25 protein-coding genes are annotated in these 24982 nt (G+C 40.9%); 14 read left to right on the forward strand and 11 right to left on the reverse strand.

Annotated elements, in window-relative coordinates; genetic code table 11:
• Positions 1 to 72: 72 nt before the first annotated feature.
• Together JI65_RS17765 and JI65_RS06355 are read left to right on the forward strand one after the other, a co-directional pair.
• A complete protein-coding gene (locus JI65_RS17765) occupies positions 73 to 282 on the forward strand; it encodes an arsenate reductase/protein-tyrosine-phosphatase family protein (protein WP_191014542.1) in 210 nt (69 codons plus the stop codon).
• Between the two features lie 83 nt (positions 283 to 365).
• A complete protein-coding gene (locus JI65_RS06355) occupies positions 366 to 620 on the forward strand; it encodes a hypothetical protein (protein ID WP_191014543.1) in 255 nt (84 codons plus the stop codon).
• A gap of 203 nt (positions 621 to 823) precedes the next feature.
• Here JI65_RS06355 and JI65_RS06360 read toward each other — a convergent pair whose 3' ends face one another.
• The 7 genes from JI65_RS06360 to JI65_RS06390 all read right to left on the reverse strand — a co-directional run bounded on the left by JI65_RS06360 (position 824) and on the right by JI65_RS06390 (position 5555).
• Positions 824 to 1561, reverse strand: a complete 738-nt coding sequence (locus JI65_RS06360) for a hypothetical protein (RefSeq protein WP_191014544.1) — start codon at positions 1559 to 1561, stop codon at positions 824 to 826.
• 6 nt (positions 1562 to 1567) lie between these two features.
• Positions 1568 to 1888 carry a Trp family transcriptional regulator gene (locus JI65_RS06365; RefSeq protein ID WP_242457180.1) on the reverse strand — a complete coding sequence of 107 codons (321 nt, stop codon included), beginning with the start codon at positions 1886 to 1888 and terminating at the stop codon, positions 1568 to 1570.
• An 89-nt stretch (positions 1889 to 1977) separates the two neighbouring features.
• Complete coding sequence (locus JI65_RS06370) at positions 1978 to 2127, reverse strand: hypothetical protein (protein ID WP_191014546.1); 150 nt, start codon at positions 2125 to 2127, stop codon at positions 1978 to 1980.
• Positions 2111 to 2431 carry a DUF2147 domain-containing protein gene (locus tag JI65_RS06375; protein WP_191014547.1) on the reverse strand — a complete coding sequence of 107 codons (321 nt, stop codon included), beginning with the start codon at positions 2429 to 2431 and terminating at the stop codon, positions 2111 to 2113. Before JI65_RS06375 ends, JI65_RS06370 begins: the two co-directional genes overlap by 17 nt.
• A gap of 41 nt (positions 2432 to 2472) precedes the next feature.
• Complete coding sequence (locus JI65_RS06380) at positions 2473 to 2913, reverse strand: hypothetical protein (protein ID WP_191014548.1); 441 nt, start codon at positions 2911 to 2913, stop codon at positions 2473 to 2475.
• A gap of 13 nt (positions 2914 to 2926) precedes the next feature.
• Positions 2927 to 3901: an oligopeptide/dipeptide ABC transporter ATP-binding protein gene (locus tag JI65_RS06385; protein ID WP_191014549.1), complete on the reverse strand. Its 975-nt coding sequence runs from the start codon at positions 3899 to 3901 to the stop codon at positions 2927 to 2929.
• A gap of 118 nt (positions 3902 to 4019) precedes the next feature.
• Entirely contained in the window at positions 4020 to 5555 is a 1536-nt protein-coding gene (locus JI65_RS06390; protein ID WP_191014550.1) for an acyl-CoA carboxylase subunit beta, read from the reverse strand.
• Between the two features lie 838 nt (positions 5556 to 6393).
• On the opposite strand from JI65_RS06390, the gene JI65_RS17365 reads away from it, so the two are divergent.
• Both JI65_RS17365 and JI65_RS06400 read left to right on the forward strand, forming a co-directional pair.
• Positions 6394 to 7092, forward strand: a complete 699-nt coding sequence (locus tag JI65_RS17365; protein WP_242457181.1) for a hypothetical protein — start codon at positions 6394 to 6396, stop codon at positions 7090 to 7092.
• The gene (locus JI65_RS06400) at positions 7077 to 7637 is read left to right on the forward strand and encodes a hypothetical protein (protein ID WP_191014551.1); all 561 of its coding nucleotides are present in this window, start codon (positions 7077 to 7079) and stop codon (positions 7635 to 7637) included. Before JI65_RS17365 ends, JI65_RS06400 begins: the two co-directional genes overlap by 16 nt.
• A 342-nt stretch (positions 7638 to 7979) precedes the next feature.
• On the opposite strand, the gene cbiD is transcribed toward JI65_RS06400, so the two are convergent.
• Entirely contained in the window at positions 7980 to 9170 is a 1191-nt protein-coding gene (cbiD, locus tag JI65_RS06405) for a cobalt-precorrin-5B (C(1))-methyltransferase CbiD (protein ID WP_191014552.1), read from the reverse strand.
• 102 nt (positions 9171 to 9272) lie between these two features.
• Here cbiD and JI65_RS06410 point away from each other — a divergent pair, with 102 nt between their 5' ends.
• From JI65_RS06410 to JI65_RS06430, 5 genes are all read left to right on the forward strand, one after another.
• Positions 9273 to 11018 carry a hypothetical protein gene (locus JI65_RS06410; RefSeq protein ID WP_191014553.1) on the forward strand — a complete coding sequence of 582 codons (1746 nt, stop codon included), beginning with the start codon at positions 9273 to 9275 and terminating at the stop codon, positions 11016 to 11018.
• Positions 11019 to 11155: 137 nt separating this feature from the next.
• Positions 11156 to 11731, forward strand: a complete 576-nt coding sequence (locus tag JI65_RS06415; RefSeq protein WP_191014554.1) for an LPP20 family lipoprotein — start codon at positions 11156 to 11158, stop codon at positions 11729 to 11731.
• Positions 11732 to 11924: 193 nt separating this feature from the next.
• Positions 11925 to 12692 (forward strand): hypothetical protein, encoded by a 768-nt coding sequence (locus JI65_RS06420; RefSeq protein ID WP_191014555.1) that lies wholly within the window; start codon positions 11925 to 11927, stop codon positions 12690 to 12692.
• Positions 12693 to 12832: 140 nt separating this feature from the next.
• Positions 12833 to 14566: an ABC transporter ATP-binding protein gene (locus tag JI65_RS06425; RefSeq protein WP_191014556.1), complete on the forward strand. Its 1734-nt coding sequence runs from the start codon at positions 12833 to 12835 to the stop codon at positions 14564 to 14566.
• Positions 14567 to 14580: 14 nt separating this feature from the next.
• On the forward strand, positions 14581 to 16482 hold the full coding sequence (locus JI65_RS06430; protein ID WP_191014557.1) for an ABC transporter ATP-binding protein: 1902 nt from the start codon (positions 14581 to 14583) through the stop codon (positions 16480 to 16482).
• Positions 16483 to 16647: 165 nt separating this feature from the next.
• Here JI65_RS06430 and JI65_RS06435 read toward each other — a convergent pair whose 3' ends face one another.
• Both JI65_RS06435 and JI65_RS06440 read right to left on the reverse strand, forming a co-directional pair.
• Positions 16648 to 19440: an ankyrin repeat domain-containing protein gene (locus JI65_RS06435; RefSeq protein ID WP_191014558.1), complete on the reverse strand. Its 2793-nt coding sequence runs from the start codon at positions 19438 to 19440 to the stop codon at positions 16648 to 16650.
• A 52-nt stretch (positions 19441 to 19492) separates the two neighbouring features.
• A complete protein-coding gene (locus JI65_RS06440; RefSeq protein ID WP_197971918.1) occupies positions 19493 to 19954 on the reverse strand; it encodes a Fur family transcriptional regulator in 462 nt (153 codons plus the stop codon).
• 489 nt (positions 19955 to 20443) lie between these two features.
• Between JI65_RS06440 and JI65_RS06445 the strand changes: the two genes are divergently transcribed.
• Entirely contained in the window at positions 20444 to 21352 is a 909-nt protein-coding gene (locus JI65_RS06445) for a hypothetical protein (RefSeq protein ID WP_242457182.1), read from the forward strand.
• A 154-nt stretch (positions 21353 to 21506) separates the two neighbouring features.
• Here JI65_RS06445 and JI65_RS06450 read toward each other — a convergent pair whose 3' ends face one another.
• Positions 21507 to 21902: a helix-turn-helix domain-containing protein gene (locus JI65_RS06450; RefSeq protein ID WP_191014560.1), complete on the reverse strand. Its 396-nt coding sequence runs from the start codon at positions 21900 to 21902 to the stop codon at positions 21507 to 21509.
• Positions 21903 to 22057: 155 nt separating this feature from the next.
• Between JI65_RS06450 and JI65_RS06455 the strand changes: the two genes are divergently transcribed.
• From JI65_RS06455 to JI65_RS06465, 4 genes are all read left to right on the forward strand, one after another.
• The gene (locus JI65_RS06455; protein WP_191014561.1) at positions 22058 to 22489 is read left to right on the forward strand and encodes a hypothetical protein; all 432 of its coding nucleotides are present in this window, start codon (positions 22058 to 22060) and stop codon (positions 22487 to 22489) included.
• Between the two features lie 116 nt (positions 22490 to 22605).
• Positions 22606 to 23676 carry a hypothetical protein gene (locus JI65_RS06460; RefSeq protein ID WP_191014562.1) on the forward strand — a complete coding sequence of 357 codons (1071 nt, stop codon included), beginning with the start codon at positions 22606 to 22608 and terminating at the stop codon, positions 23674 to 23676.
• A gap of 574 nt (positions 23677 to 24250) precedes the next feature.
• On the forward strand, positions 24251 to 24505 hold the full coding sequence (locus JI65_RS17370; RefSeq protein ID WP_242457183.1) for a Bax inhibitor 1 family protein: 255 nt from the start codon (positions 24251 to 24253) through the stop codon (positions 24503 to 24505).
• Positions 24496 to 24969, forward strand: coding sequence for a Bax inhibitor-1/YccA family protein (locus tag JI65_RS06465; RefSeq protein ID WP_242457185.1), 474 nt, complete (start codon positions 24496 to 24498; stop codon positions 24967 to 24969). The genes JI65_RS17370 and JI65_RS06465 overlap by 10 nt, the downstream gene beginning before the upstream one ends.
• Positions 24970 to 24982 lie beyond the last annotated feature (13 nt).

The following is a 24982-nucleotide window of genomic DNA, read 5'->3' on the forward strand; positions in this document are numbered from 1 at the left end:
ATCTCTAGCGGCGGGCAAAAAATATTAAATACCCCCTCAACAATCGTCGATATTCTATGTATAATCAACGCTATGACCAGTTTTTTACGAGTATTGTTTGTTTGTTCTGATGACATTTGCCTTGCGCCTATGGCCACACAAATCCTTTTGAACATGGTGCGCAAGAAGAAAATCAACAGTCGTTTTTTTATTTCGTCGGCAGGTGCTATGCTTACGGAAAACGATTTTGATAAAGAAATGCATGAGAAGTCAAAAAAAATGTTTAAAAAATGCAAATATTGATATTGGTGTTCACACATCGGTTAAAGTTAAAAAAAGAGGATGCAGAGAAATACGATTGGATTTTGTGCATGGATGAAGCTTGCATGAAAAAATGTTTTGCGATTCTCGGTGACCATGCGGTTTACGTAACTCCAATTGATGTAAAAAAGATTTTTATTATGAATCCGGCTTCGCCAATCTCTTTGAACGGAATGATTAAGGCTCGTGTTTGCCGCCTCATGGATTTTACGGGGCTTTCCCGCGATATTGATAATCCTCTGCTTACAGGTGATTTTTGGACTGCTTACCGGGAAATTTATTCTGGTTGCGCATCTTTTATTACTTTGGCAACCCGATAGTTTGTAAAATTCGCTTTTTGCACGGCAGAATCCCTGTCGTGCCATTTTATGATGCTGGATTGTATTTCCAGCGATTTTTTTTGCGGTTTTCTGTCTCGTCTTCCTCTGAATCAGATTTTTCGATTTTTTCTTTTGTAGGTTCCGCTTCGTTTTCGGCTTGTTCGTCCGTTTTTTTGTCGGAAGGTTCTGCGGCTTTGTCAGGCTCATCGGCATTTTTTATTTTCTTCGTCGGCTTTCGGCTGCACTGGAACTTTTTTAGTCAATTTGCCTTTGATTTTTAAAATGCCATTTTTGTATGAAGTTTTTAATTTTCCTGCAAAAGCCAAATCAATATCCTTGTCGAACGAGTCGTTTTCAAAAGTGAATTTTGTCCAGTCGGCATTCTGCATTTGATTTTTGTCGGTACCTTCTGTTACAAAATCCGCTTTTAGAGAAAAGATGCCTTTTTCGTTCTCCGCAATGTCTTTTGCGATATAAAATCCGTTTTCAGCGTCGGTGCGCTCCGAAAAATCAAAATATCCTTTTTCATTCGTGCTGATTTTGTAGGCAATCCCTCTGTGGATAAATTGAATCGTGAGCTTTTTTCCTTGCGAGGAGATTTTTAAATCATCGTTTTGCAAAAATTCCGGGGAAGAGACTGCAAACAATAAAAGCGTGTAAAGACCTTTTGGCATGGCTTGCTTTTTTGATTTTGAATCAATATAAACTTCCCGAAGCTCTTTTGTGGAGTGCTTTTTTGAGGCACTTGAAACTGCATCAAAAAAATCCTTCGTTGTCGTAACGGTTGTTGTTGTGTTTGCCGTTGATTTTAAAGTCCAGTTGAGATGATTTTTTGTTTTGGCGTTAGCGTTTGTGTTAAGCTGAAAGTCAATCGACAGAGTTTGCGCAAAAACAAAAATATTGGTGAGTAAAAGAATTAAAATCAACGTAAATTTTCGCATGATTTTTTAGGTCCGCTTTTTGAATTCAGAATAATCTTCAAAATCATCAAAAATCTTTCTGAACGCGCTGTTCGGGTCTTTTAGAACTTTAGAGCCTCGTGTTATTTTGCAAAGTGAAATGTGAAATTTCTTTGCGATTTCGCGTTGCGGTGTGCCTTTTTCGATTTCTTTTACAGTAATCCATCTCGTTGCCATGTCGTTTATTTCTGCTGGCGTAAGAAGACAGTTAAAAAAGTTTTCAACAAAGTTTACGTCGTCCACTTCCGAAAGAATTTTTATTATTTCCTTAAAAGAAGTTTTGCGTTCCGTTTCAATTTGATTTTCCAAGTTTTCGTTTCCGTTCATAAAATGTGAATTTAAGTCTATTTCTTTTGCATTAAGATTTCAACAGTTGCCGTTTCGCCTAAGCGAATGTCCTACTGTTTTTGCATTACAAGTCTAATAGCCGCAGTTTCGCCCTGAAAAGAAACCCCTGTATTATAGAAGACTTTTGTTTTTGCTTCGTTCACGTACAAGTTTTGTGAACCTGTAATTTCTGCGCCATTTGATTCAAGTTGTTTGAACATATTGCCCAGCTCCAGAAATTGTGCAAAAAAATCTTTTATTTTTTTTAGAGTTTCTGCAGTTTCTTTTCCGTTGCTTTCGGTTATTTTTACTTATCGAAGCATCGTTATAGCCTGTGATTTCGAAAGTGGCAGGCTCGCTTATGTTTTGACCGAAACCGACAACTTGAGCTTCAATCGTCCAAGTGCCGATAATCCACGGTTCGTTAAAATTCTCCACCGAGATGATTTTGTCGCCGGCAGACTGCGCGAATGTTGCTGCAAGTGCGAACAAAAATATTGCTAGAATGCTAAAAAGTTTTTTCATAAAATCTCCTGTTTGGGCTGCGACTTTTTACTTAAATGCTGTTATTTTAACTTTAGCATTGTGATTGCCGCGTCAATTGACTGCCCGTTTTTCGTAATTCCAAATTTGTAAGTGACCGAGGTTTTTGGGGGATTCAAAAATATTCGGTTCGTGCCTGTAAAAATTGCACCGTGTTCTTTTAGGACTTTTAAATTTTCTTCTGGAATCATAAAGTCTTCAAAAATCTGTTTTAGGTCCGCGAGCGTCATTGCAAGTTCGTTTCCGTCTTGCGTGGTCATTAAAATTTGCGAGTTGTCTTCTTTTGATTTTATTACGACAACTCCCTGCGCGGCTTCGGGACCATTTATGAGCGTAAGTTTCCACGTTCCCACAATCCAGTCTTCGTTAAAATTCGCCGTGGTAATTTCTTTGTCGCCAGGTGCCGCAAATGAAGAAAGTATACAAACGATAAAAAAAATGGGCAAAATCAACAGTTTTTTCATAATTCCTCCGGTTTTATTCAGCAACGCCCAGATAATGGCATCTCGCTTTGTGATTTTTGTCTATGTTCTTCCATTCTGGAATTTCATTTTTGCATTTTTCGGTGGCTTTTGGGCATCTGTGGGCAAAAGGGCAGCCCGTAACGTTTTTAAGGACTGTTTTTACTTCCCCCGCATTCAGAGTGCCTTTTCCTGCCGAGCCTTCAAAGAGCAATTTTGTGTAGGGATGCGCTGCCGTTTTGTACAAATCTTTTGCGGGTGCTTCTTCCAAAAGCATTCCTGAGTACATTACGCCGATTGTGTCGCAAAAATAGCAGCTTACGCGCAAGTCGTGGGCAATAAAAAGGAATGAAAGGTTCCTTGAGTTTTTTATGTCCAAAAGAAGGTTCAGAATCTGCCCCTGAATGCTAACGTCCAGCGCGCTTACGATTTCGTCGCAAATCAGAACGTCTGGCTTCATTATTAGCCCGCGCGCAATCGAGATTCTCTGTCTCTGCCCGCCGGAAAATTCACTCGGCCGCCTGTCAAGGTCGCTTGGATCAAGGCCCACTTCTTCCAAAAGCGTTGCCGCCTGCTCCCGTGCAGCCGTCTTGCCCGGAAAAGATTTTGAATATCGGTATGCGTTGGTAAGAATAGAGCATACGCTCATTCGCGGATTTAGCGAGCGTGATGGATCTTGAAATACATATTTTATTTTTTCGCGGTATTCGCGGAGTTCTGTTTTTGAAAGTTTCGTAACGTCGCAAGCAGGTTTTTCGCCCTGCGGATTGTAAATTATGCTCCCGGAATTTGCTTTGTACATTTGCACCAAAAGACGGGCAGTGGTGGTTTTCCCGCACCCAGATTCCCCTACAAGCCCGTAGGTTTTTCCGCGTTCAATTCCAAAAGAAACATCGTTCACCGCATAAACTTTTTTGTCTGCCTTGGCAAAAAATCCTGCGTCGAGCGAAAAAGTTTTTGTTAAATTTTTAGCTTCAAGAATAAAATCCATTTTTATAGTATAATTTATTTTAAGCAAAAAAAAAGACCGAAGCTACATTTTGCAACGGTCTTTTTTGTTTTTAATCATGCTGAATTTATTTCAGCATCTATTCAGCATTTATATTTGATTACAGCGGAATATTTCCGTGTTTTCTGTGAAGAATCTCTGTGGAAGTTTTTCCTTTGAGAAGCTCAAAACTCATTGCAACTCTTGCACGTGTTTCTTCCGGTTCAATTACAGCCGAAATGTAGTCACGCTGAGCGGCGATTGTTGGAGTCATAAACGTCTCGCGGTATTCTTTTCCCTTCTGCTCGACCAAAGATGCATTTGCCGGGTCTTTGAGCTCTTTTGCGTACAAAATTCCGATTGCGCCTTCCGCACCCATTACGGCAATCTCTGCTTTTGGCCAAGCATAAACAAAATCCGCGCCGAGGTGCTTTGAACACATTGCGATGTAAGCTCCGCCGTAAGCTTTTCGTGTGATTACTGTAACTTTTGGGACCGTAGCTTCTGAGTATGCGTAAAGAACCTTTGCGCCGTGGCGGATGATTCCTTTCTGCTCTTCCTGTGGGCCCGGCAAGAATCCTGGAACGTCAACGAAAGTGAGGAGCGGAATGTCGTAGCAGTCGCAGTAGCGAACGTGACGAGCGATTTTGTCCGAAGCGTCGCTGTTCAAAAGTCCGCCGAAGAATCCTGGGTTGTTTGCAACGATACCGATTGTTTTTCCCTGCATTTTTGCAAAACCGATTACTGCGTTGCCGGCGAATTCTGGCATAATCTCAAAGAACGAGTCATCATCAACAACATCGCTGATTACAGATTTGATGTCGTATCCTTTTTTTGTGTCTTCAGGAAGAATTGATTTGATTGATTCAAGCTTGCTTTCGGTGAATTTGAATTCTTCTTCTGTTTTTGTGCCGAAGAGACCAGATTTTACGTTCTTTTTTGATTCAAGAGCCGACTCGTCTCCGTAGTAGTGCGGAATGTAATCCAAAAGTTTTCTAACCTTTTCGTAACATTCGTTTTCTGTTCCGCATCTAAAGTGAGCAACGCCCGATTTTTGAGAATGAATTGCGGCTCCGCCTAAATCCTCTGCCGAAATGTCCATGAACATAACTTGTTTTACAACTTTTGGTCCTGTGATGAACATCTGAGAAATATTGTCGATTGTGAAGATAAAGTCTGTGAGTCCCGGAGAGTAAACTGCGCCGCCTGCACATGGACCTGCGATAATCGAAATCTGCGGAATCACGCCCGACGCGCGGACGTTCTGATTGAAAATTTCGCCGTAGCCGCAGAGCGCGTCAACACCTTCTGGAATTCTCGCTCCGCCCGAATCGTTAACGCCGATTACAGGGCATTTCATTTCAATCGCCATTTTGATGATTTCTGCAATCTTTTCGCCGTGAACTTTACCGAGCGAACCGCCCTGAACCGTAAAGTCCTGAGAGTAGATAGCGACCTTTTTACCGTTGATAGTTCCGAATCCTGTGATTACACCGTCATACGGAAGCTCTTTTTTGTCCATTCCAAAGTTTGTGCACTGGTGTCTAGCTCCTGCGTAAATCTCCATGAAGCTGCCTTCATCCAAAAGTGCATTGATTCTTTCAATTGCGTGAAGCTTTCCTTTAGCGTGCTGTTTTTCCAAATCGTATTCAGCCATTTGTATCCTCGTCTGTTAATTTATTCAAACAGATTCCTTTATCTGTCAAACTTCTGCAAAAATTGTAATAGCAACATATTTTTTCGTCAATATGACATTTTTTGAATTTTTGTCAAAATAAAATTTTTTCGCGAAAGTGGAAATGTTCGGATTGTGTGCAATAAAGTTGGTGATTTTGAGAAAAAAGCCAGCTGATTAAAAATCTTATTTTAATAAATAACAATCCCCGGTAAACGATTATATTTAAAGAAAAAATAACTCAAAACGTAGCATATAGAAATTATCATTATGCCAATAAACACACCTAGTTTTGTCATTTTTTTTCTTGTACGAATTCTGTGAAACATAAGTCCAAATAATATTGATACTATCAACCCAATAGCAAACATATTTATTCCATTCCAATTCAAGTTTATAACAATATTCTTTTACATTTCTGTAACTTTTACCTAATAACTATGAGCAGCCAAGTTATTGTTAAGGAAGTTTTTTTTGATTTCTTCAATAAAAAACATACGGAGTTTTAAAAAATTCTCGGCGTGTTTTAAAAAATTCTCCGTATGTTTTTGGGTAAAACTCGGCGTGTTTTTTTTGAAAAATCCAGTGTAATTCCGCCCCTGCTTCGAAGTCCTTCATACAAAATGCAGTATAGATGCCGAAATAAATTCGGCATGACGCAATTTTTTAGACAAACTCTCCTTAGCGGTACTGTCATTCCGAACTTGATTCGGAATCTGCGCAAATCGGTGCCAATCCAGTTAAGTTCTGCAGAATTGAATCAACCAAGTTTTATATTGTTAATACTCATTTAAGAATTGTAATTTAGTATAAAAACCGCATGTGGATTAGCACAGCCCCTGCTCTGGGAGATTACATTCCTGTTGCGCCTACAAATGACGAGGCAAAACAGCATAATTCCAAATTGCCGGGCATGGGCGGTGTGTTTAATCACATCAATCTCAATTGTTATCACTACGCGGGGAACAACCCGGTGAAGTATGTGGATCCGGATGGAAGAGATATTAAAAATCCAACTAGCAAATATATTTTAGGAAAATTGGAAGATCCTATCACAATTGGAAAAGACAGCAATGGTGTAGATATAAAACTCAGTTTTTTAATTATTGCACCGGGTGAAACTGTGAAAGGCCATTTCGATGGAGCTATCTTGAAAGATGGCACCATTGTAAAAGTATCCGCGGAATCTAAATTAAACGAAAATGTTAATTTTACCATATTGGAGAATGATAAAGGAGAAGTGGATTTCGATTTTTCAGATTACGCTAGTTTTTGTACTGATAAAAAAAATAATGACATAAAAGGAATGTTAAATTTTCTGCCTTTTTGTGGTGAATACGATTATTCAGGTAAATATTCAGAACAAAATAAAAAAGGTGCTACTTTACACAAATGGTGGGCAAATGCTTCATCGCCTGAAGAATGCGGTACTCCGGAGAACTGGGATAAAAATGGTATGGCATCTGAGAAACAGCAAAAATTGCGAAGGGAGGTCGAAAAAAAATGGAAAAACGACTAATCTACAGCATAACAATTTGTGCAGTGTTATTATTTATATTTGTTTGCGTGCTTAAAGGCTTGTTTGGAGTTGCAGATGTTGATTACATAATCAAAGCGGTAACCAAAATTGACAAAGCTGACAAAATATTAAATAAATCTATGTTTAATGACCATATTGAATCGGCTGATTTTAATCTGTTATTGAAAGATGGACAAGAAATTTATGTGGGAGATGTTACCTGTAATGACAATAAATTAACCTACGGACATATTTTTACGGTGAATGATTATCATTTAAACTATTGTCAATATGATTCTGAAAAACAGAGCTTTGAGATTTGTTCAAATTCTGGATTCAAGGAATTATTTTCCTTGGACAGCAACTTGCTTCCAGAACTCATAGATAAAATCTGTTTTCATTCTAGGATTGAGGCGTATATCCCCATCATTTCTGCTGACGACTTTAGTGAGCGCAAGATACTTCTAGAAGAAATATCTGAAATCTACACAGAAGATGAATTAAAAAGTGGTGAAAAAAAATATTTTTTGTGGCGGGCAAATTGAAAATATCTGACAGGTATTCAAAAATTTTCTTCCCACAAATCGCGATTTGCAGGAAGAACGACTCACCTGAAAAATCGTTAGATTTTTCGGAGCCGTGTGGCAAAATACAAAAACTTGCTTGCAGTTGCGTTATTTTTTAGTGAATCATGATTTGTAATGTCGGGAACTATCGCACAAGACTAAGCCTAGCCCAGATTGTAGTGGTTGCGTAGCAAAACCGCGTAGCGGTTCGGAGGCGAAGGCCGTAGCCACGAAAAGCTGGGAATGCCAGTTGATAAGTGGCGACGGTAAATTTTATGCGTGCTCTAAAAGCTAGATTTGCTCCCTTTTCTGCGGGAACTTTTAAGGAAGAGTTTTTTTGATTTCTTCTATTATATAGCTAAAATTGTTTGTTTCTCCGATAATTCCGCGGTCGTTTGTGAACATTAGGATGCCGAGTTTGCATTTGCCTTGCGTAAAGTGTGCGAGGCGCTTTTGGGAGGCTTTTAAGAGGCTTTTTGTCACGGCGCTTGTCATGTTCGATTCGTCAAGGATTTCTAGAGCCGCGTCCACTGTTGCCGAAGAAAAAATCCGTGCAATATCGAATTGCTCAACTCCGCAAAGGGCTGCGTGCGCCGCAATAAGTTCCAGTCGGCAATCTGCGTTGTGGGAATGTGTGTTCATAATTCCGCCTGCAAGTTTTACGAATTTTCCAGCGTGCCCAACAAGAAGAATGTGCGTGAATCCATAAAAAAGTGAGAATTCAATGGCCTTTCCAATAAAATTCGAACATTTTTCTACGGGAATATTTTTTAGCTCCGGGTAAGTGCTTATAAAATCCGTTCCGTAATTTCCTGGAGTCAAAATGATTGGTCGAACGGAAGATTTGCCCGTAAAATTTTCGGCCAGGAATTTTATTTCGACTTCAATCGATTCAATCAGTGCGTTTTCGCTCATCGGCTCTACGACTCCCGTGGTTCCGAGAATCGAAATTCCGCCTTCAATCCCAAGAATCGGGTTAAAAGTCTGTTTTGCGATTTTTTCGCCTTCTGGAACTTCAATTTGAATTTCGGCCTCCCCAAAAAATCCGTGTTCGCTGCACGCTTTTTGAACGGATTCCGTAATCATCTTTCGGGGAACGGAATTTATGGCGAACTCGCCGGCTTTTTGGTCAAGCCCGCTTTTTGTTACCGTTCCAACGCCCTTTCCGCCAGTTATGCGCACGACCGTGTTTTTTTGCGAATCGCAAGTTGATTTTTTTAGGCAGACCTTTGCAAAAATGAGAATTCCGTCAGTCGCATCAGGGTCATCGCCAGCATCTTTTTGAACCGCGCATCGGGCAGAATTTTCATCAATAAATTCTCCTTCTAAAATTTCTGCCGCCGCATACCAGCCTTTTGGCGTTATGATTTTTGAATAGCTCGGAAATTTTTTCGTAAGAAGCGCTTCTGTTGCTGCCATTGCCGCGATTGCCGCGCAAGAGCCTGTCGTAATTCCGCAGCGAAGTTTTTTTGAGCCAAAAATAACATATTGTTCGGTCGCGAGTTTTTGCATTAAAACAGTTTACAATAAAAATTAGATTTTTGCCGAGAGTTTTGATATTTCATCCGTATTATAAACTTGCCGAATTTGAAAATCATTACTAAATTCTTCGTTATGAGTAATGAATCGAAAACTAACAAAATCCTGCGGATTGACGATAAAATTTGGCTTTCCAGCGGACTAAAGCCTGAGGAATTTGCCAGAACAAGACTTTCCGCCGCTCTTGATGAAAAGGGCGTGATTGCAGAAATTGCTGGCGAAAAAGTAAATTTTACGGAATATAAATTTGGCGGAACCAAAAATATTGATAACGAAATATTTTTTGAAGGTGATTTTTTTGACGGACTTCCGCTGAACAGTATTTTTGAAGGCGCGGAGATTTCTTGCGGAAAGAATAATGCTTTCTTTGCTGTTGAAAAGGCTCTTACCGCCGCCATTTGCGAGAACTTAAAAATTACGTCTCTGGGCGGTGAAGGAATAATGGTTTCGAAGGACGCAAAAAAAGTGCTGTTTTTGCCAGGTAAGCTCTATGAGCAGTGCGCTCTGTGCGTCCCGGCTGTCTATTCGGAAGTGCAGGGAAAATTCCTGAACAAAGCCCTAAAAGACAAAGATGCGTTGATGTTCACCCGGTCTGTAATTGCCTACAAAGCTTTGACGGGCAGTTTTCCGTTTGAAAAAACAGACCTTTCTGAGCGGCAAGTTGATATTTATGATAACGATTTTCTTCCATTAAGTTACGCTGTTAACGGAATCAACAAAAATCTTTCTGAATCAATTGATAATGGCTTAATGCTCACCACGCCGCAAATTTTCCATTCAGGAAAAAGAGATTTTACCGACGCAAAAAAAGAAGCTAGACGAAAATTGATTTTGGAAAAAGCATCGGCTTTTAATCCTGAAGATTTTCTTTCGGAACTCGAAAATAAAAATCGCAGTTTAGAAATGAGCGAAGCTGACTTTGCGCTCCGCAAAGAAAAATGGCTTTCTTCAACAGAAAAACGGTTAAAAATCGTTCGCTTTACTCGCCGCAACAAAAACAGAATTCTTGCAGTTTTTGCAGTGTTTGTAATTGGATTTTGGGCAGGCCACAGTTTTTACAAAGAGAATCTGAACCGGGCTTCCACAAAAGGACTCACTCCGTTTGAGAGCGTGCAGTCTCTTTACACTCAGATTAATCACGCTGACGTACCGAATTTGCAGGAAGTTGTTAGCGGAAAAAAGACCGACGCTCTGATTCAGATTGTGAGCGGATATTTTATTACCGCAAAGGAGCGGCTCACGACCGACGATAAGGCTGGAACGTACACGCCGGGCGAGTGGCTTTTGATGAAGAACAAAACGACTTTCTGGCAGTACGGAATTACGAACCTAAAACTTGACGGACGCGAGGCCGATTGCAATTATGATTTTCCTTGCCGAAAAGACAAAAAAGCCGCTCTGACCGAGTGGAACGGAAAGCCGCTCAAAAATGGCGATACTACGAGCGTTCTTGCGGATTATTATTTTATTCACAGCGACGGTGCCTTGATTCATGTTGCGCACAACGTTGAGACCGTAACTCTCACATGGAAAGGAAAGTGCTGGCTTGTAACAGAAATTACCGGTAAAAGTGATGAGGAGAAGGTAAAACTCAAAGACTTCAAAGCGATTTACCAAAATATTCTTGACGCGAACAACGGTGATTTTGAGTCTTCGGTTGCTTCTCTTCGCGAAAAATATGCATGGATTCCGACTGACCTTGAACTTTTCAGGGATTCAGAATCAGTGCTGGAAAAATATGAAATCGAAACAGCCAGAGATTTTGTGAACGCTCATTCATCAGAATTTTCTAAAAGGCTCAATTCCGAATTTCAAAACTAGACAAAAAATTTGAGTTTTTGGAAATATAAAAAAAATACTGAAAATTAGATAAAAAAATTGAAAATTAAACAGTATTGAGTTATAGTTAAAGCATATCTTTTTAATATTGAATCGTGATTTTTACATGGAGGTTTTATATGAAAAAATCATTTCTTTTTGCTGCTGGACTTATCGCTGCTACAACATTTGTAAGCTGTGGTTCAACAAGCGGTGCTACTTCTAACTCAGAGTCGGCATCTGCTGCTGCTGCTCAGAAACAGGTAATCGGTGCAGAGGGAATCGCTCGCCCGGCTTGGGTTGTAATGGGACGCGAGGCAGAGGATGGTCTTTATGCAGTTGGTTCTGGAAAAATGAGCACTTTGCAGAATTCTCTTACACTTGCTAAGGCTAACGGACGCACTGAGCTTGCGAATACATTGCAGGTTAGCGTAAAGAATGCTTTGCAGACGTATACACGTGATACAGGCGTAAAAGAAGACGTTCTTACTTATATGGAAGCTGCTTCTGTTCAGAAGTCAGACGCAATGCTCAAAGGTTCAAAGCAGGTTGACTACTGGCTCGGACCTGATGAAACAGCTTATGTTTTGATGTTCCTTCCATATCAGGCAGTTGTTCCTGAGTTGAACGCAGTTGTAAAAGAGTACACTCAGACAGAAAAAACAGCTTTTACAGTTGAGACAGCTCACGATTTTATCAAAGCTAACATCAACTAACTTTTAGATTTTATTATTTTATGTAAAAATAGGTCGGATGGCAGTTTGATTTTTGTCGTTCGGCCTATTTTTTTTTAATTTCACTTTTTGTCGGAAGGTAATGCAATGAAAAAGATTTTATTTTGGCATTTTGATTATGTTTTTAGTTTCATCAGTTTTTGCGTTTCCTTTCTTCCAAAAAAAGAAAAAAGCAGTGCCGAAAGTCGAAGAAAAAACTGAGCAGACAAAATCTGTTGTGGACACTTTTTCGGACGTGAATTTTTCGCTTCTTCCGTGCAACATTCTGATTGCGATTGTTCAGCCTTACCGTAGCGAAAAAAAACAGGACGAGGCGGCAATTGACGAGGCTGTTAATCAGATTGAGATGTTTATGCTCACCACCGAGTTTCAGGCGGCTTACAAGTTGAACAAAATCAATTCGGCTTCTTTTGTTGATACCGACTACAAATATTCTGTTGGCAACAGTTCCCAGCGAGATTTGTGGAAAGAAAAATGCAAAATCCTCGGAAAAAAAGAGAATCTTTTTGGCAGCTGGATTTATTTTATAGAATTTGAGGGGCTTCCTGCCTCAACTCGGCGCGAGTATTTTTCTTTGGATTCAGAGATTTTTGAGTGGTCGAACAAGGCCGGACAAATTCCTGTTTGGCTAAAATACCAGACAGAGCATCTTCCTTCAGATGAATTCAATTTTGCAATCGGGTGCAAAAAGCAAGACAGAAATTTTTCCAAGACGATTCTTGAGTCGTTTATGAACGGACTTTGCGAAATCGTAAAAGACCGCAATACACAGCTCGTAAATTTTGAGACAAACAAGCAGTTTCAGACTCAGAATACTGGACGAGTTGACAAAACTGACTTGATGGTTTCGTATTCATCTGCAAGCCTGACGAATGTTTTTGTAGTTGACAGATTTATTGACACAGACGGAACTGTCTACACTTTAACGGCTTGCAAACGCTAATTTTAATTGAATCTCTGATAGGTTCAATTTTGAGTTTCAAAGCTGGACAAAAAATGCGGTAGCGGCATTTTTAAGCTGACTAAAAAACTCCACATTCGACCTGATAGAAAAAGAAGCGGATTCTTTGTAAAATCATTTTTATGCGTCTAATTAAAAAACTCACTTCGGGCATGGAAAGGCGATATTGGGCTTACACGGCAATTTCGCCTCTATTTATGGTTTTTGAAGTTCTCATGGAAAATACGATTCCTCTTGTAATGGCAAAAATCGTTGATGTGGGAATTTACAACAAAGACACGGCGTTCGTTACGAAATTCGGGCTATTGATGATTTCGATGGCATGTTTTTCGCTTTTTTGCGGGGCAATGTGCGGTCGCTCTGCGTCTGTGGCGGCGTTCGGGTTTTCTAAAAATCTTCGTAAAAAACTTTTTAGGCGTGTTCAGTCCTTTTCATTTTCAAGCATCGACAAATTCGGCACTGGCTCGCTCGTAACAAGACTTACAACAGACGTTACGAACTTGCAAAATATGTATCAGAACGTTATCCGTTCGATGATTCGCGCTCCTCTTATGCTTTTGAGCGGGACCGTAATGGCTTGCCTTATAAATATTCGGCTTGCAAGCATTTTTTTTATCGTCATTCCGTTTTTGTCGCTCGTTCTTACGGTGATTGCGCTAAAGGCGTATCCGCGTTTTAAGAAAATGTTTGAAAAATACGACAAACTCAACATGACTGTGCAGGAAAATTTGATTGCAATCCGGGTGGTAAAGGCATTCGTGCGTGGTGAGTTTGAGAACGAAAAATTTGATTCTGTGGCGGAAGATTTAAGAAAAAATCAGCTTTCGGCAGAAAAAATCGTAATTTTAAATCTTCCCGTAATGCAGCTTATGATTTATGCCTGCATCGTTTCTGTTTTGTGGCTCGGCGGCAACATGATTTTGCGCGGAAGCATGAAAGTCGGTCAGCTCATAAGTTTTATCACTTACATCACTCAAATTTTAATGAGCCTTATGATGCTGAGTCGGCTTTTTGTAATGTTCATAATGACTCGTGCGTCGATTTCTAGAATCAGCGAAGTTCTTGATGAAGATGGCGAGGAAATTCTTGATTCAAGACGAGAAAAAATCCAGCTTGAATCCGGCGAAATAGAATTCAATCATGTTTATTTTAGTTACACGAACGACAAACAGAATTGTGTTCTTTCAGATATCAACTTAAAAATTCCTTCGGGGGCCACGGTCGGTATTCTTGGTGGAACGGGAAGTTCCAAAACTACGCTCGTTTCCATGATTCCGCGTCTTTATGATTCTCTTGAAGGCTCCGTAAAAGTTGGCGGGCACGACGTTCTTGATTATGAGCTTGAGACTCTCCGAAAATCAATCGGCGTGGTTTTGCAAAAAAACGTGCTTTTTAGCGGTACAATCGGCGAAAATCTTCGCTGGGGAAATATGAATGCCACTGACGAAGAAGTGATTGCGGCGAGCAAGGCGGCTTGCGCCCATGATTTTATAAAGTCCTTCCCGAACGGATACGAAACGAATTTGGGGCAGGGCGGGGTGAATCTTTCGGGCGGACAAAAACAGCGGCTTTGTATTGCGAGGGCGATTCTAAAAAATCCAAAGATTCTGATTCTTGATGACTCGACCAGCGCGGTTGACACTGCGACCGATTTGCGGATTCGTTCAGCGCTAAAAAATCTTTTGCCAAAGGCTACAAAAATCATTATTGCGCAGCGGATAGCATCCGTACAGGAGGCTGATTTTATAGTGCTTCTTGATGACGGAAAAATAAATGCCGTTGGCACGCACGACGAGCTTCTTTTGACGAACGAGATTTACAAAGAAGTTTATGATTCTCAGATGAGCAAAAGTTAAAAAAGAGGAATAATATGCCACCTGTAAAAATGAGGGGAACTCAAAAACCAAAAAATACAAAACGTACGATTTTAAGACTTTTTTCGTACATGGGAAAATTCAGGCTTCTCTGGCCGGTCGTTTTTTTGTGCGTAACGATTTCGTCACTTGCGGGCGTGGCCGGAGCCTATCTTTTAAAGCCTGCCTTGAACGACTATATTTTGCCTTTCATTGGCTCTGAGTCCCCGAACTTAAAGCCGTTTGTTCAGCTGATTTTTACGATGATTGGAATTTATCTTTTGGGTGCCGCTTCGTCGTTTATTACCGAAAGAATTCTCATTTACATTTCCACAAAAACGCTTTGCAATATTCGAAAGGATTTGTTTCATCATCTTGGAAAATTGCCGCTAAAATATTTTGATTCAAAACCTCACGGCGTTTTAATGTCGCTTTTTACGAACGACACCGACACTTTGCGCGACATGTTCAGCCAGAGCGTCCCTCAGCTTCTTTCGATGTTTTTCCAGGTGACTGGAATTTTCGTTATGATGATTTTTTTGAGCGTGCCGCTCACGGTTCTGATGGTCTCGACGATTTTTTTGATTATGCTTCTTGCGACAAAAATCGGAAAAAAATCTGGACAGGCATTTCGTTCGCAGCAGGCGAATATTGGCGCGGTGAATGGCTTTATTGAAGAATTGATTGAAGGCCAGCGCGTGGTAAAGGTTTTTAACCGCGAACAGGAAGCTTACCGCCGTTTTGACGAACTTAACGAAAAACTCCGGGAGGCCGGAACGCGGGCAAACACTTATGCAAATATTCTCGGCCCGATTATGAATAATCTTTCGCATGTTCAGTACGCGCTTACGGCAATTCTAGGTGCGTTCCTCGTGATTTGGGGGCACAGCGACATTGGCACGATTGCGACTTTTTTGCAGTCCACAAGAAAATTCTCGCAGCCGCTCACTCAGGTTAGCCAGCAGATTAACTCGATTTTAAATGCACTTGCAGGAGCTGAGCGTATTTTTTCTGCGATTGACGAGAAAGTTGAAGAAGATGACGGGCAGGTTGATTTGGTAAACGCCTATGAAACGCTGGCAAATCTTGCAAAAGACGGCGTTTCTCATTTGGTGGAAAGTTACGCACCTACAGGTTCCTGGGCTTGGAAGATTACTTCTACCGGACAGCTCAAAAAATTAAAGGGCGACGTGGTTTTTAAGAACGTGAATTTTTCTTATGAAAAAGATGTGCGGGTCTTGAGTGATATAAATCTTCATGCAAAGCCTGGGCAAAAAATAGCCCTTGTTGGTTCAACCGGAAGCGGAAAGACTACAATCACGAATCTTTTGACGAGATTTTATGATATTGAGGATGATTACGGCTCGATTACTTACGACAGCATTCCGATTCAGGACATAAAAAAAGACGCTTTGCGTCGTTCTCTCGGAATGGTTTTGCAGGACACTCATCTTTTTACGGGGACGATTCGCGAAAATATAGCTTACGGAAATCTTGAGGCGAGCGAAAGTCAGGTTCTTGCGGCGGCAAAATTGGCCAACGCACATTCGTTCATAAAGCATTTGCCACATGGCTACGACACTGTGATTACCGGCGACGGGGCGAGCCTTAGCCAGGGGCAGCGTCAACTTTTGGCGATTGCAAGAGCCGCGTGCGCGAATCCTCCGGTTTTGATTCTTGACGAAGCTACAAGTTCAATTGATACGAGAACAGAGGCTTTGATTCAGTCGGGAATGGATAAATTGATGAGCGGACGAACCGTTTTTGTGATTGCACACAGACTCAGCACCGTTCGGAATGCCGATGAAATTATTGTTCTTGACCACGGAAAGATAATTGAGCGCGGAAATCACGAAGAACTTTTAGCCAAGGAAGGCATGTATTACAAACTCTATACAGGCGCGTTCCAACTCTCGTGATTTTCTTATTCTACAAGTTGACAAAAAAATGGGCGGTAGCGTAGGGTTTGGCAGAAAAATGATTTTGACCGTTCGCGACCGAAGGAAGTCGGATACTTATTACGGTCATCATCATTTTTTCTGAACCCCGAAGCGAACGCCCCTAAGATTTTTATGATGGCGAGGTTATTTTAGCAATGCCGCGATTTCTGGTCTGTCCCAGCGGGCAGCCATTTGTGCAGGCGTTTCGCCAGAAATATTTTTTGCAGTCTTGTCTAGGTTCAGCGAAACAAGATGCTTTACAACTTCTTCATCCGCTGTGCGAGCTGCATAATGCAAGATTCCGTCACCTTGCTTGTCAGTCTTTTTGCCAGCATATTTTACGATTTCATCAAGAATCTGCAAGTTTTTTGTTTTGAATACGCTTGTGAGCGCGTTTTCGCCGTTATTAGTTGCAAGGTAAGGATCTGCGTTGTATTCAAGAAGAACCTGCGAAAGCAAGCGTGAATTTTTTGTAACGGCTGTGTTCAAAGCTGTAACGCCTTTTCCGTTTCGTGGCGTTGCCGGATAGCCGATTTTTAAAAGGCTTGTGAGTAAGTCTTTGCTCACGTTCTTTTCAACGGCAATGTGAATCGGAGTGTTTCCGTCTGAGTCAACGATTGTTGTATCAGTTCCCAGAACGGCTTTTATAACGTCAAGTTTGTATCGGAGCGACAGAGAGAACGGTGTGTCACCCTTTGAATCCCTTGCGAGAGGATTTCCGCCCGCGTTGCGAATCAAATTGATAATGCTTACGTCGCCAATTGCGGCCGCATCATGATAAGCTGTTTTTCCGTACATATCCTGAATCTGCGGTTTTGCCCCGCTGTCCAAAAGAAGCTTTATCATATCTGCGTTTCGACCAAGAACTGCATCCATAAGGATTGTGCGTCCGGTTGAATCCGTGGCATTTACGTCTGCGCCGTTTTTAATCAGCAATATTGCCATGTCGCGTTTGTTCGCGCGGCAAGTGTCGCTCAAAGCTGTTTTTCCGCTCAAATTCTGTGCGTCAACATCGATTCCTAGCGCGATAAGCTTTTCCGCTGATTTTGTGGCGTTCCATTTTACGGCAGCGTGGAGCGGAGTGTTTCCCAAATGGTCGCGGGCTAGATTGCTTGAAGTGTCGTAAACCGCACCGTTGTCAATCAAAGTCTGAATTATTCCCTGATTGTTGCCTTTTACGGCAGAAAAAAGCGGAGTCTCGCCGTTAGCGTTTTCGGCATTGATTTTTGCACCCTTTTTGATGAGCGAAGTCGTAGCTCTTGAAAGCTGCCATTCAGCTGCGTAGTGGAGCGGGGTGTTTCCCGTACCGTCAGTCTGGTGCAGCGTTCTTGAAGTTATGAGCCAATCCTGAATCGGGCTTCCTTTTACGAGCGCGATTCTGAGTGCCGAGTTGTTCTGCATGTTCGAAGCGAAAATATCAGCTCCCTTGTCGAGGAGAAGTTCACCTGCCTCTTTTTTGTTTTTCTGAACGGCAATAAAAAGAACCGAGTCACCGTTTTTGTTTCGTGCATTTACATCTGCACCCGCGTCAACGATGTATTTTACATATTCAATAGAAGCATTTTTTTGCAGCGCGATGTGGAGAGGCGTGTTTCCTTCTGAATCTTTTGAACTTGCGTTTTCTTTTGTAACGAGAGTTTTTAAGATTTCAGGAGATTTTGATTCAAGGGCTTTTGAAAGCGGAGAATTGCCTTTCATGTCTTCGGCGTACAAGTCAGCACCGTTTTGCGCATAAAAAGTTACGTGCGACGGAACGTTCTGCTCGATTGCGAGCGCGAGCGGCGTAACTCCCTGCTTGTTTCGTTCGTTCACAGAAACTCCGTTGTCAACTAAAAGCTGAAGAACGCTCACATCAACCTGATTCATTGTTGCTACGTGAAGAACTGTGTCTCCGTACATATCTTTTTGATTTACGTTAGCTTTGTATTTAATCAAAGTTTCGTAAATATTTTTTTGAGATTCCTTTGGAATAATCAGAAGAATCGGTGTTTTTCCGATTGAGTCTAGAGCATTTACCTTTGCACCGTTTGCAAGGAGCATTTGAACAATGTCTGCTCGTCCGTTTCGTACAGCGTCATGCAAAGGTGTTGCGCCAACGATGTCCTGCGCCGCGAGAATGCTGTCCAGGCTTATAGAAGAGCGTTCTTTTAAAATATATTCAACAATACCCGTGTGTCCCTGAATCGTTGCGAGGTGAAGAGGAGTCTGACCGTCTTCAAAACGCATGAGCATGTTGTGATTTCTTACGGCCTGCTCAAAATAGAAAAAATCTCCGCCTACAGGAGCCGCACCTTTTCTAAGAAGTGTGGCGGCTATTCTTATTGCAGCCGGATCCTGTGCGTTTTCGTAGGCGAGTGCAAGCGGAGTCTTTCCGTTGTTATCCTCGTCCGAGAGCGAAAGTCCTTGCTTTATGCAGTGTTCAATAGCCTTTTCGTTTTCGGTCTTTACAAAATAGTGTACGATGGATTGACCTTCCGTGTTGCGGATTTTCCCAGTCTGCTGTGTGATTGTCGCATCATACCACGGGGCTCCTTTTGCGAGGGCCAATTCGAGTGCAGTATTTCCCGCCGCATCCTTTGAGAAAATGTCCCCATGAACTATAGCGAGAACTTTTGTAGATTCGAGATTATTATTTTTTATTGCGACATGAAGCGCCGTGTCACCGGCATTGTTTTTGATTTCTGTATCAGCGCCCTTTATTATAAGAAAACTTACAAGATCGGCTTCGTTTACTTTTGCGGCAATATGAAGAGCCGTGTTTCCTTCCTCATCACATTCATTTATGTTAGTTGATGTATTAAAAAGTGCTCTTGCTTCATCATAGCGACCCTGCAAAATTAATTCCTGGAGCGAAGCCGTGTGCTTTGTTGAGGCACATGCGGACAGAACTAGGACGGTTGCAAAAATCGGCAATGATTTTGATAAAATTTTCTTCATTATTACTCCCACAAAAAAGTTTATCCTTTCAATTATCGGAATTCTAATTTAGTTATAAACCTTTTTTTGTAGATTCGCAGTTTGCGCATCGCCCCCAGATGCAAGTTTGAATAGTTGAACCGAAGAATCCTGCCGGAAGAAGCTTTTCGCATGAATCATTTAGATTTTGAATTTGCTCGTCCGCAAAAATATCGTAGATTTTATTGCATTCAACACATTTAAAATGAATGTGTGGCTTGGTTTCTACATCGTAGCGAAGTTCATCATCCTCAATTTTTACGACCTGAACCAAATTTTTTTCGGCAAAAAGCTTTAGCGTATTGTAAACCGTCGTTTTAGAAAGCGTGGAATAAAATGGCGAAAGCTCCGTGTAAATCATATCGACCGTCGGATGAGTGCGATGATTGTAAAGATACTCATAAATCATCGTGCGCTGAACCGATGGTCGAATTCCTTTTTCTTCCATTAATTTAGTAATTTTAGAAATTTGTTCTGCATTAGATTGTAACGTCATATAAAACCTTTATAAAAATGATTATCTTACAATTTTATAATTATTACAAATATTGTCAATTTAGGGAAGAAAACTTGGTTAACCTCAAATGCGAAAAGTTGACGAAACACATAAAGTGAACTAGAATGCAAAAAAGAAAGACGCAATCAAGGTTACGGTTGGTCTTCATACATTTGGTTAAAAAACCGCCTGTGTTTTGGAAGACGAGGCGGTTTTTTTATGCTTCCTTACAAAAATGTTCGAAGAGAGGCACGTTACCAGACAGGATAACCGAGCGAAAAAAGCACGATTATCACTAAAATCATAAAGATTTTTCCTACTGACACCGCACGCCCTCCCGGCTTTAAAATACGACTTTTGCCGTGCAGCTACTTGCCACTAGAGCCAGAAAGACCAACCGCAAACCTTGTCGGAACTAATAAAGGTTCCTATGATTGCGCCGATTTAGATTGTCGGTTGTTTTAGCGACAGAACTTCATGGAGATTGCCTTGCAAAATCAGAACAAAGTTACTGCATATTATCATCTTCCGGGGCTTTTTGAATTTTATGAGCTTTACAAAACTTTTTTGCCGATTTTTCGCGAGAACCGGGAATTCTTTTATGATTGGTGCGAAATCGGCTCGATTTACGGTGCGCCTGAAGGCTCGCTTTGGGGCGGGGGACGCACGAGTTTTGGGAGTGCGAATGCGAAAGACGTTTTTGGACTGATGAATGACTTTAAAATATCTGCGCGCCTTACGTTCAGTAATTCGTTGCTGCGGCAAGAGCATCTTTCTGACGAACAATGCAATTCGCTTTGCTCGTTGTTTGAAAAATCTTGCGTTCAAAGTGGCGTAATCGTTCATTCGGATTTGCTCGCGGACTATCTAAAAATCAACTTTCCGAATCTTTATCTGGTCTCTTCAACAACGAAAGTTCTCACGGATTTTGAGGATTTGCGCAATGAACTTGACCGCCCGGATTTTAAATATGTCGTTCCAGATTTTAGGCTCAACAAATCTTTTGAAAAGTTTTCTTCGCTTTCAGATTCACAAAAGTCCAAAGTGGAATTTCTTTGCAACGAGTGCTGCAATTTTGGCTGCAAAGACCGCAAGGCTTGCTACAAAAATGTTAGCCAGAAAAATTTGTGCGAGGACGTTCCTGATCACAAATGCACTGCGCCAGATGCCGCTGGCGGCTACCGATTTTCAAAGGCAATGAAAAATCCCGGATTTATCGGTATTCAGGATATTCTGGATTCTTACTTGCCGTTTGGTTTTTCTAATTTTAAGATTGAAGGAAGGGGGCTGGGCAGCGCAGTTGTGTTTGAGTTTCTTCTATATTATATGACAAAACCTGAGCACATTCTTGAAGTGCGCGAAAAAGTCTATCTTGATTCAATGTTGGATTTGTTTTAGCGAATCTTTTCAGCAGGGATTCCGAAACAAGTTCGGAATGACATAAGTCATCATGCAGAATTTACAAACTCCGTCATGCTGAACTTGATTCAGCATCTATGCTTTGAGATTTTGAAAAGAACTCTGAATGGCAATTTTTTAACAGGCTCTAATCTTAGAGTTTTTCTTTTAGAATCTCCCGAATTTCGCTTAGTTCGCTCGAAAGAATCGCGTTTTTTCGCGTTAGTTCATTTACAAACATGCTCATCAAAATTTCGCGGGTTTTTGTGATTTCTTTTTTCAGTTCGTCGCTTGAACCGCCGAACAAATCCCCCGGAGCCACGCGAAGCGTCTTTGAAATTTTACCGATTAGCGTTGCCGAGGCAAACTGAGTTCCCGTTTCGATGATAGAAAGATGTTTTTGCGAAATCCCCAATTTTTCAGAAAGTTGTTCTTGTGTTAATCCAGCCATTTTTCGGTATTTTTTTACGTTTCCGCCAAAAAGTTTGGAGATGGGCTCTGTTGATTTTTCTGTATTTTCTGTTCCGGGAATTTCAGTGTTTTCTTGCATAATCAAAAATTATTATCGTGAACAAATTAAATAAAAACTTGTATATAGGTAATAAAAATACCTTCTAAGTTATAAAAATATTGTTTTTAGAAAATTTTAAGATTATAATATTACTTCAAGAAAGGAAAAAATTACTTTTTACGAGGAGGTGAGTTATGATTCTTAAGAAAATCTTTTTTGTCCTTTTTTCAGCTTTTCTGCTTTTTGTACCTCTTGGTTGTTCCGACGGCAGTGGCGACTCCGAACCGACGGTAATAAAATGCGGCTACAAAATGTGGACGAGTACAAGCAATGGCGGAAATGCTCATAGGGTAACAAAATATATCGCAGTTGAGACCGGACTTGGTTCATTCGACGTAAAATCTTTTTCCGTGCATTATTTTATGACCTCAAATCCGATTTACAACGTTGCTTCGGGTTATGAACTTTGCGATATCGTAGAAAAGAATTCTGTTGAACCGACTGTGACTAAAACTTATTCTCTCACAAAAGATTCTACAGGCACTCTGACCTATTCTTCGACGAATGAAAAGGAGTTCTTTTACATGAAGGCTGGTCTGTCTTACACGGTAAATTACTATTTTTAAAAATAATATGAACCCCGTATAAAAAAGGTGACTAAAAATCTGTTCTGGTGTTAACGAAGGCCAGCAGATTTTTACACCAGCAAGTTTATAATTTGGAATTCATTTTAGGAGCGTGTATGCGAAAAATCTTTTCGGACTTCATTTTGATTCTCGTTACCTTCGGTGCATTTGCCGAAATTCGGTATGTTGACGCGGATTCTGGAACGAATTTTTCTGCTTCTTCAAGCGTGGTCGTAAAAAATATTGATGATTTTGAATATCTTATCAAAACTCATAAAGTTCAGACTCTTTTTCTTGGGTATGGCGGAGCTGGGCGGGCAAATTCCTCAAAAACTGTCGAGACGTTTTTTATTGTCAATGGTACAGTTTTTCGTTTTTTGATTGAAGGCTACAAAAATCTTGAAGATTTTAAAAAAGGCAAATCTTTAGGATTCAAGACTTCTGACGATTACGAAGAGGCAATGTCTCTCAGAATCACTGACAAGGATTTTTTCTATTTTTACAAAGCAAATCGTTTTGAAAGTCTTCAGGAAGGCGATGCCGCGTTCAAAAACGGCTTTAAAAATTCCAGTGACTTTTACGCGGCAAAAAAACTTGACTTAAAAAAATATGATGATTACAAAGAGTATCTTGAATATACGGCAGCTGGTTTTGAAAGCAAAGCTGAGTACGCTCGTGCAAAATCAAAAGGTTTTTCCCGTGCGGATGAATTTAGGGCAGCCACAAAAGGCGGTTTTTCTAACTGTGACGAATACAGGGCGGGGCAAAAACTGGGGCTTCCCACAAAAAGCGACTTGTTGGAATACGAAAAAATTACAAGCGCGGTTGAAGACTTAACCGAAAAACTAAAAACCGACAAACGAAACGCGTTCATCTATTATTTTATTTCGTGTTTGCCAAAAGGCGAGATGTCGCTACAAAAACTCTCAGAGAAAGTTGACGAAATGTTTTCAAAAAAATCGGCTGCCTTAAAATCTTCATTGACGGTTTTTATTTCCCCTCAGCAGGAAAAAAGACGTTCAAGTTCTCTTATGCACTCTGATTTGAATTACTATTCAGAAAACTTCGGATACAATCCTGTGCACTCTATTTTTTCCGTTGGCAACTTGCAAGAATTCATCAAAAAAGTCAATTTTTCCGAAATCGCCACCTACGACCCGACCACAGACATTTTTGAGAGAAAATAATCTTTTTCTTCCTCCGAATTTGGAAAACTCAGTGTAGAAGAAGAGTTGACTAAAAATCTGTTGGTCGGTAGCGAAGGCGAATAAAAAAATGATTCTGAGCGGTGCGAGCGAAGCGAGTCAGATACCTATTCCGCTCAGCCATCATTTTTTTAGGCGACGTAGCGGACGACCAACAGATTTTTACATCGGAGAGTATATAATGCTGAACACATGAGTTTTCCTGTTGTAGCGTTTCCTAGCCGACTGTCATGTGAAATAAAAATTCCACAAAAATTGCACGCGGTGCGCGGGCAATAAAACTGCTTCTTAAAATCGTGGCAGAGCTTGTCGCCGCGATTTTAAAACACCTGCAAGCTCACCCACCAAAGCACGAGTTTTGCCATTGCAAAACTTGTGGGAAACGCACAAGAATACTTAAAGTTGTAAAGTAGATTTGTAGCGTTTCCGAAAACGCAGAAAGTCAACTCAAACTTTAAAACTCAACTTGTAGCGTTTCCAATTCTGCTGTAAGATTTTTTAGGGATTTGTTTTGCAAATTCCTGTATTTTCGCCTTTAAAAATGGAGGTATTAAAAATGGAAAACGTTGTTCTCACAACGGACGTAGAACGCTCTCGATTTCTCGGAAGAACTTACGGCTGGATGGCATTGGCTCTTTTAATCAGCGCGGTGTCTGCCTTTGTTACTGCAATTTCAATCGTAAATCCTTATGGTCAATTTACAGCATTCGGAAAATTCCTTTACGGTGGCAGATTCGGATTCATCGTTTTGTTCCTCGCGGAACTCGGACTCGTCTGGTATCTTTCTTCTGCATCAGACGAATTTCCGTAACGGCAGCTACGGTTGGATTCGTAGTATATTCAGTTTTGAACGGAATTACACTCTCTTCAATCCTTTTCCGCTACCAGCTTGAATCAATTTTTGCCGCATTCTTTTCTTGTAGCGCAATGTTCCTCGTAATGTGCATTTACGGCGCCACAACAAAGCGCAATCTTGCCACCGTGGGACGCTACTGCATGATGGGCTTGTTCGGAATCGTTATCGCGACAGTCGTTGAATTCATCCTTTCGTTCTTTATGGCTGTTACGATTCTTGATTTTGGTCTTGCAATCCTCACTGTAATCGTGTTCACAGGGCTTACGATTTATGATGCACAGAAAATCCAGAGAGTTGCCGAGAACGCAAACGGTTCTGATGATTTCAAAAAAGTTGCGATTCTCGCGGCTCTTGACCTTTATCTTGATTTTATAAATCTCTTCCTCGCGCTTTTGCGAATTTTCGGAAAACGCCGCTAGGCATTTAGGCTAT

This window comes from Treponema zioleckii, assembly GCF_014737315.1.
GTDB classification, from domain to species: Bacteria; Spirochaetota; Spirochaetia; order Treponematales; family Treponemataceae; genus Treponema_D; species Treponema_D zioleckii.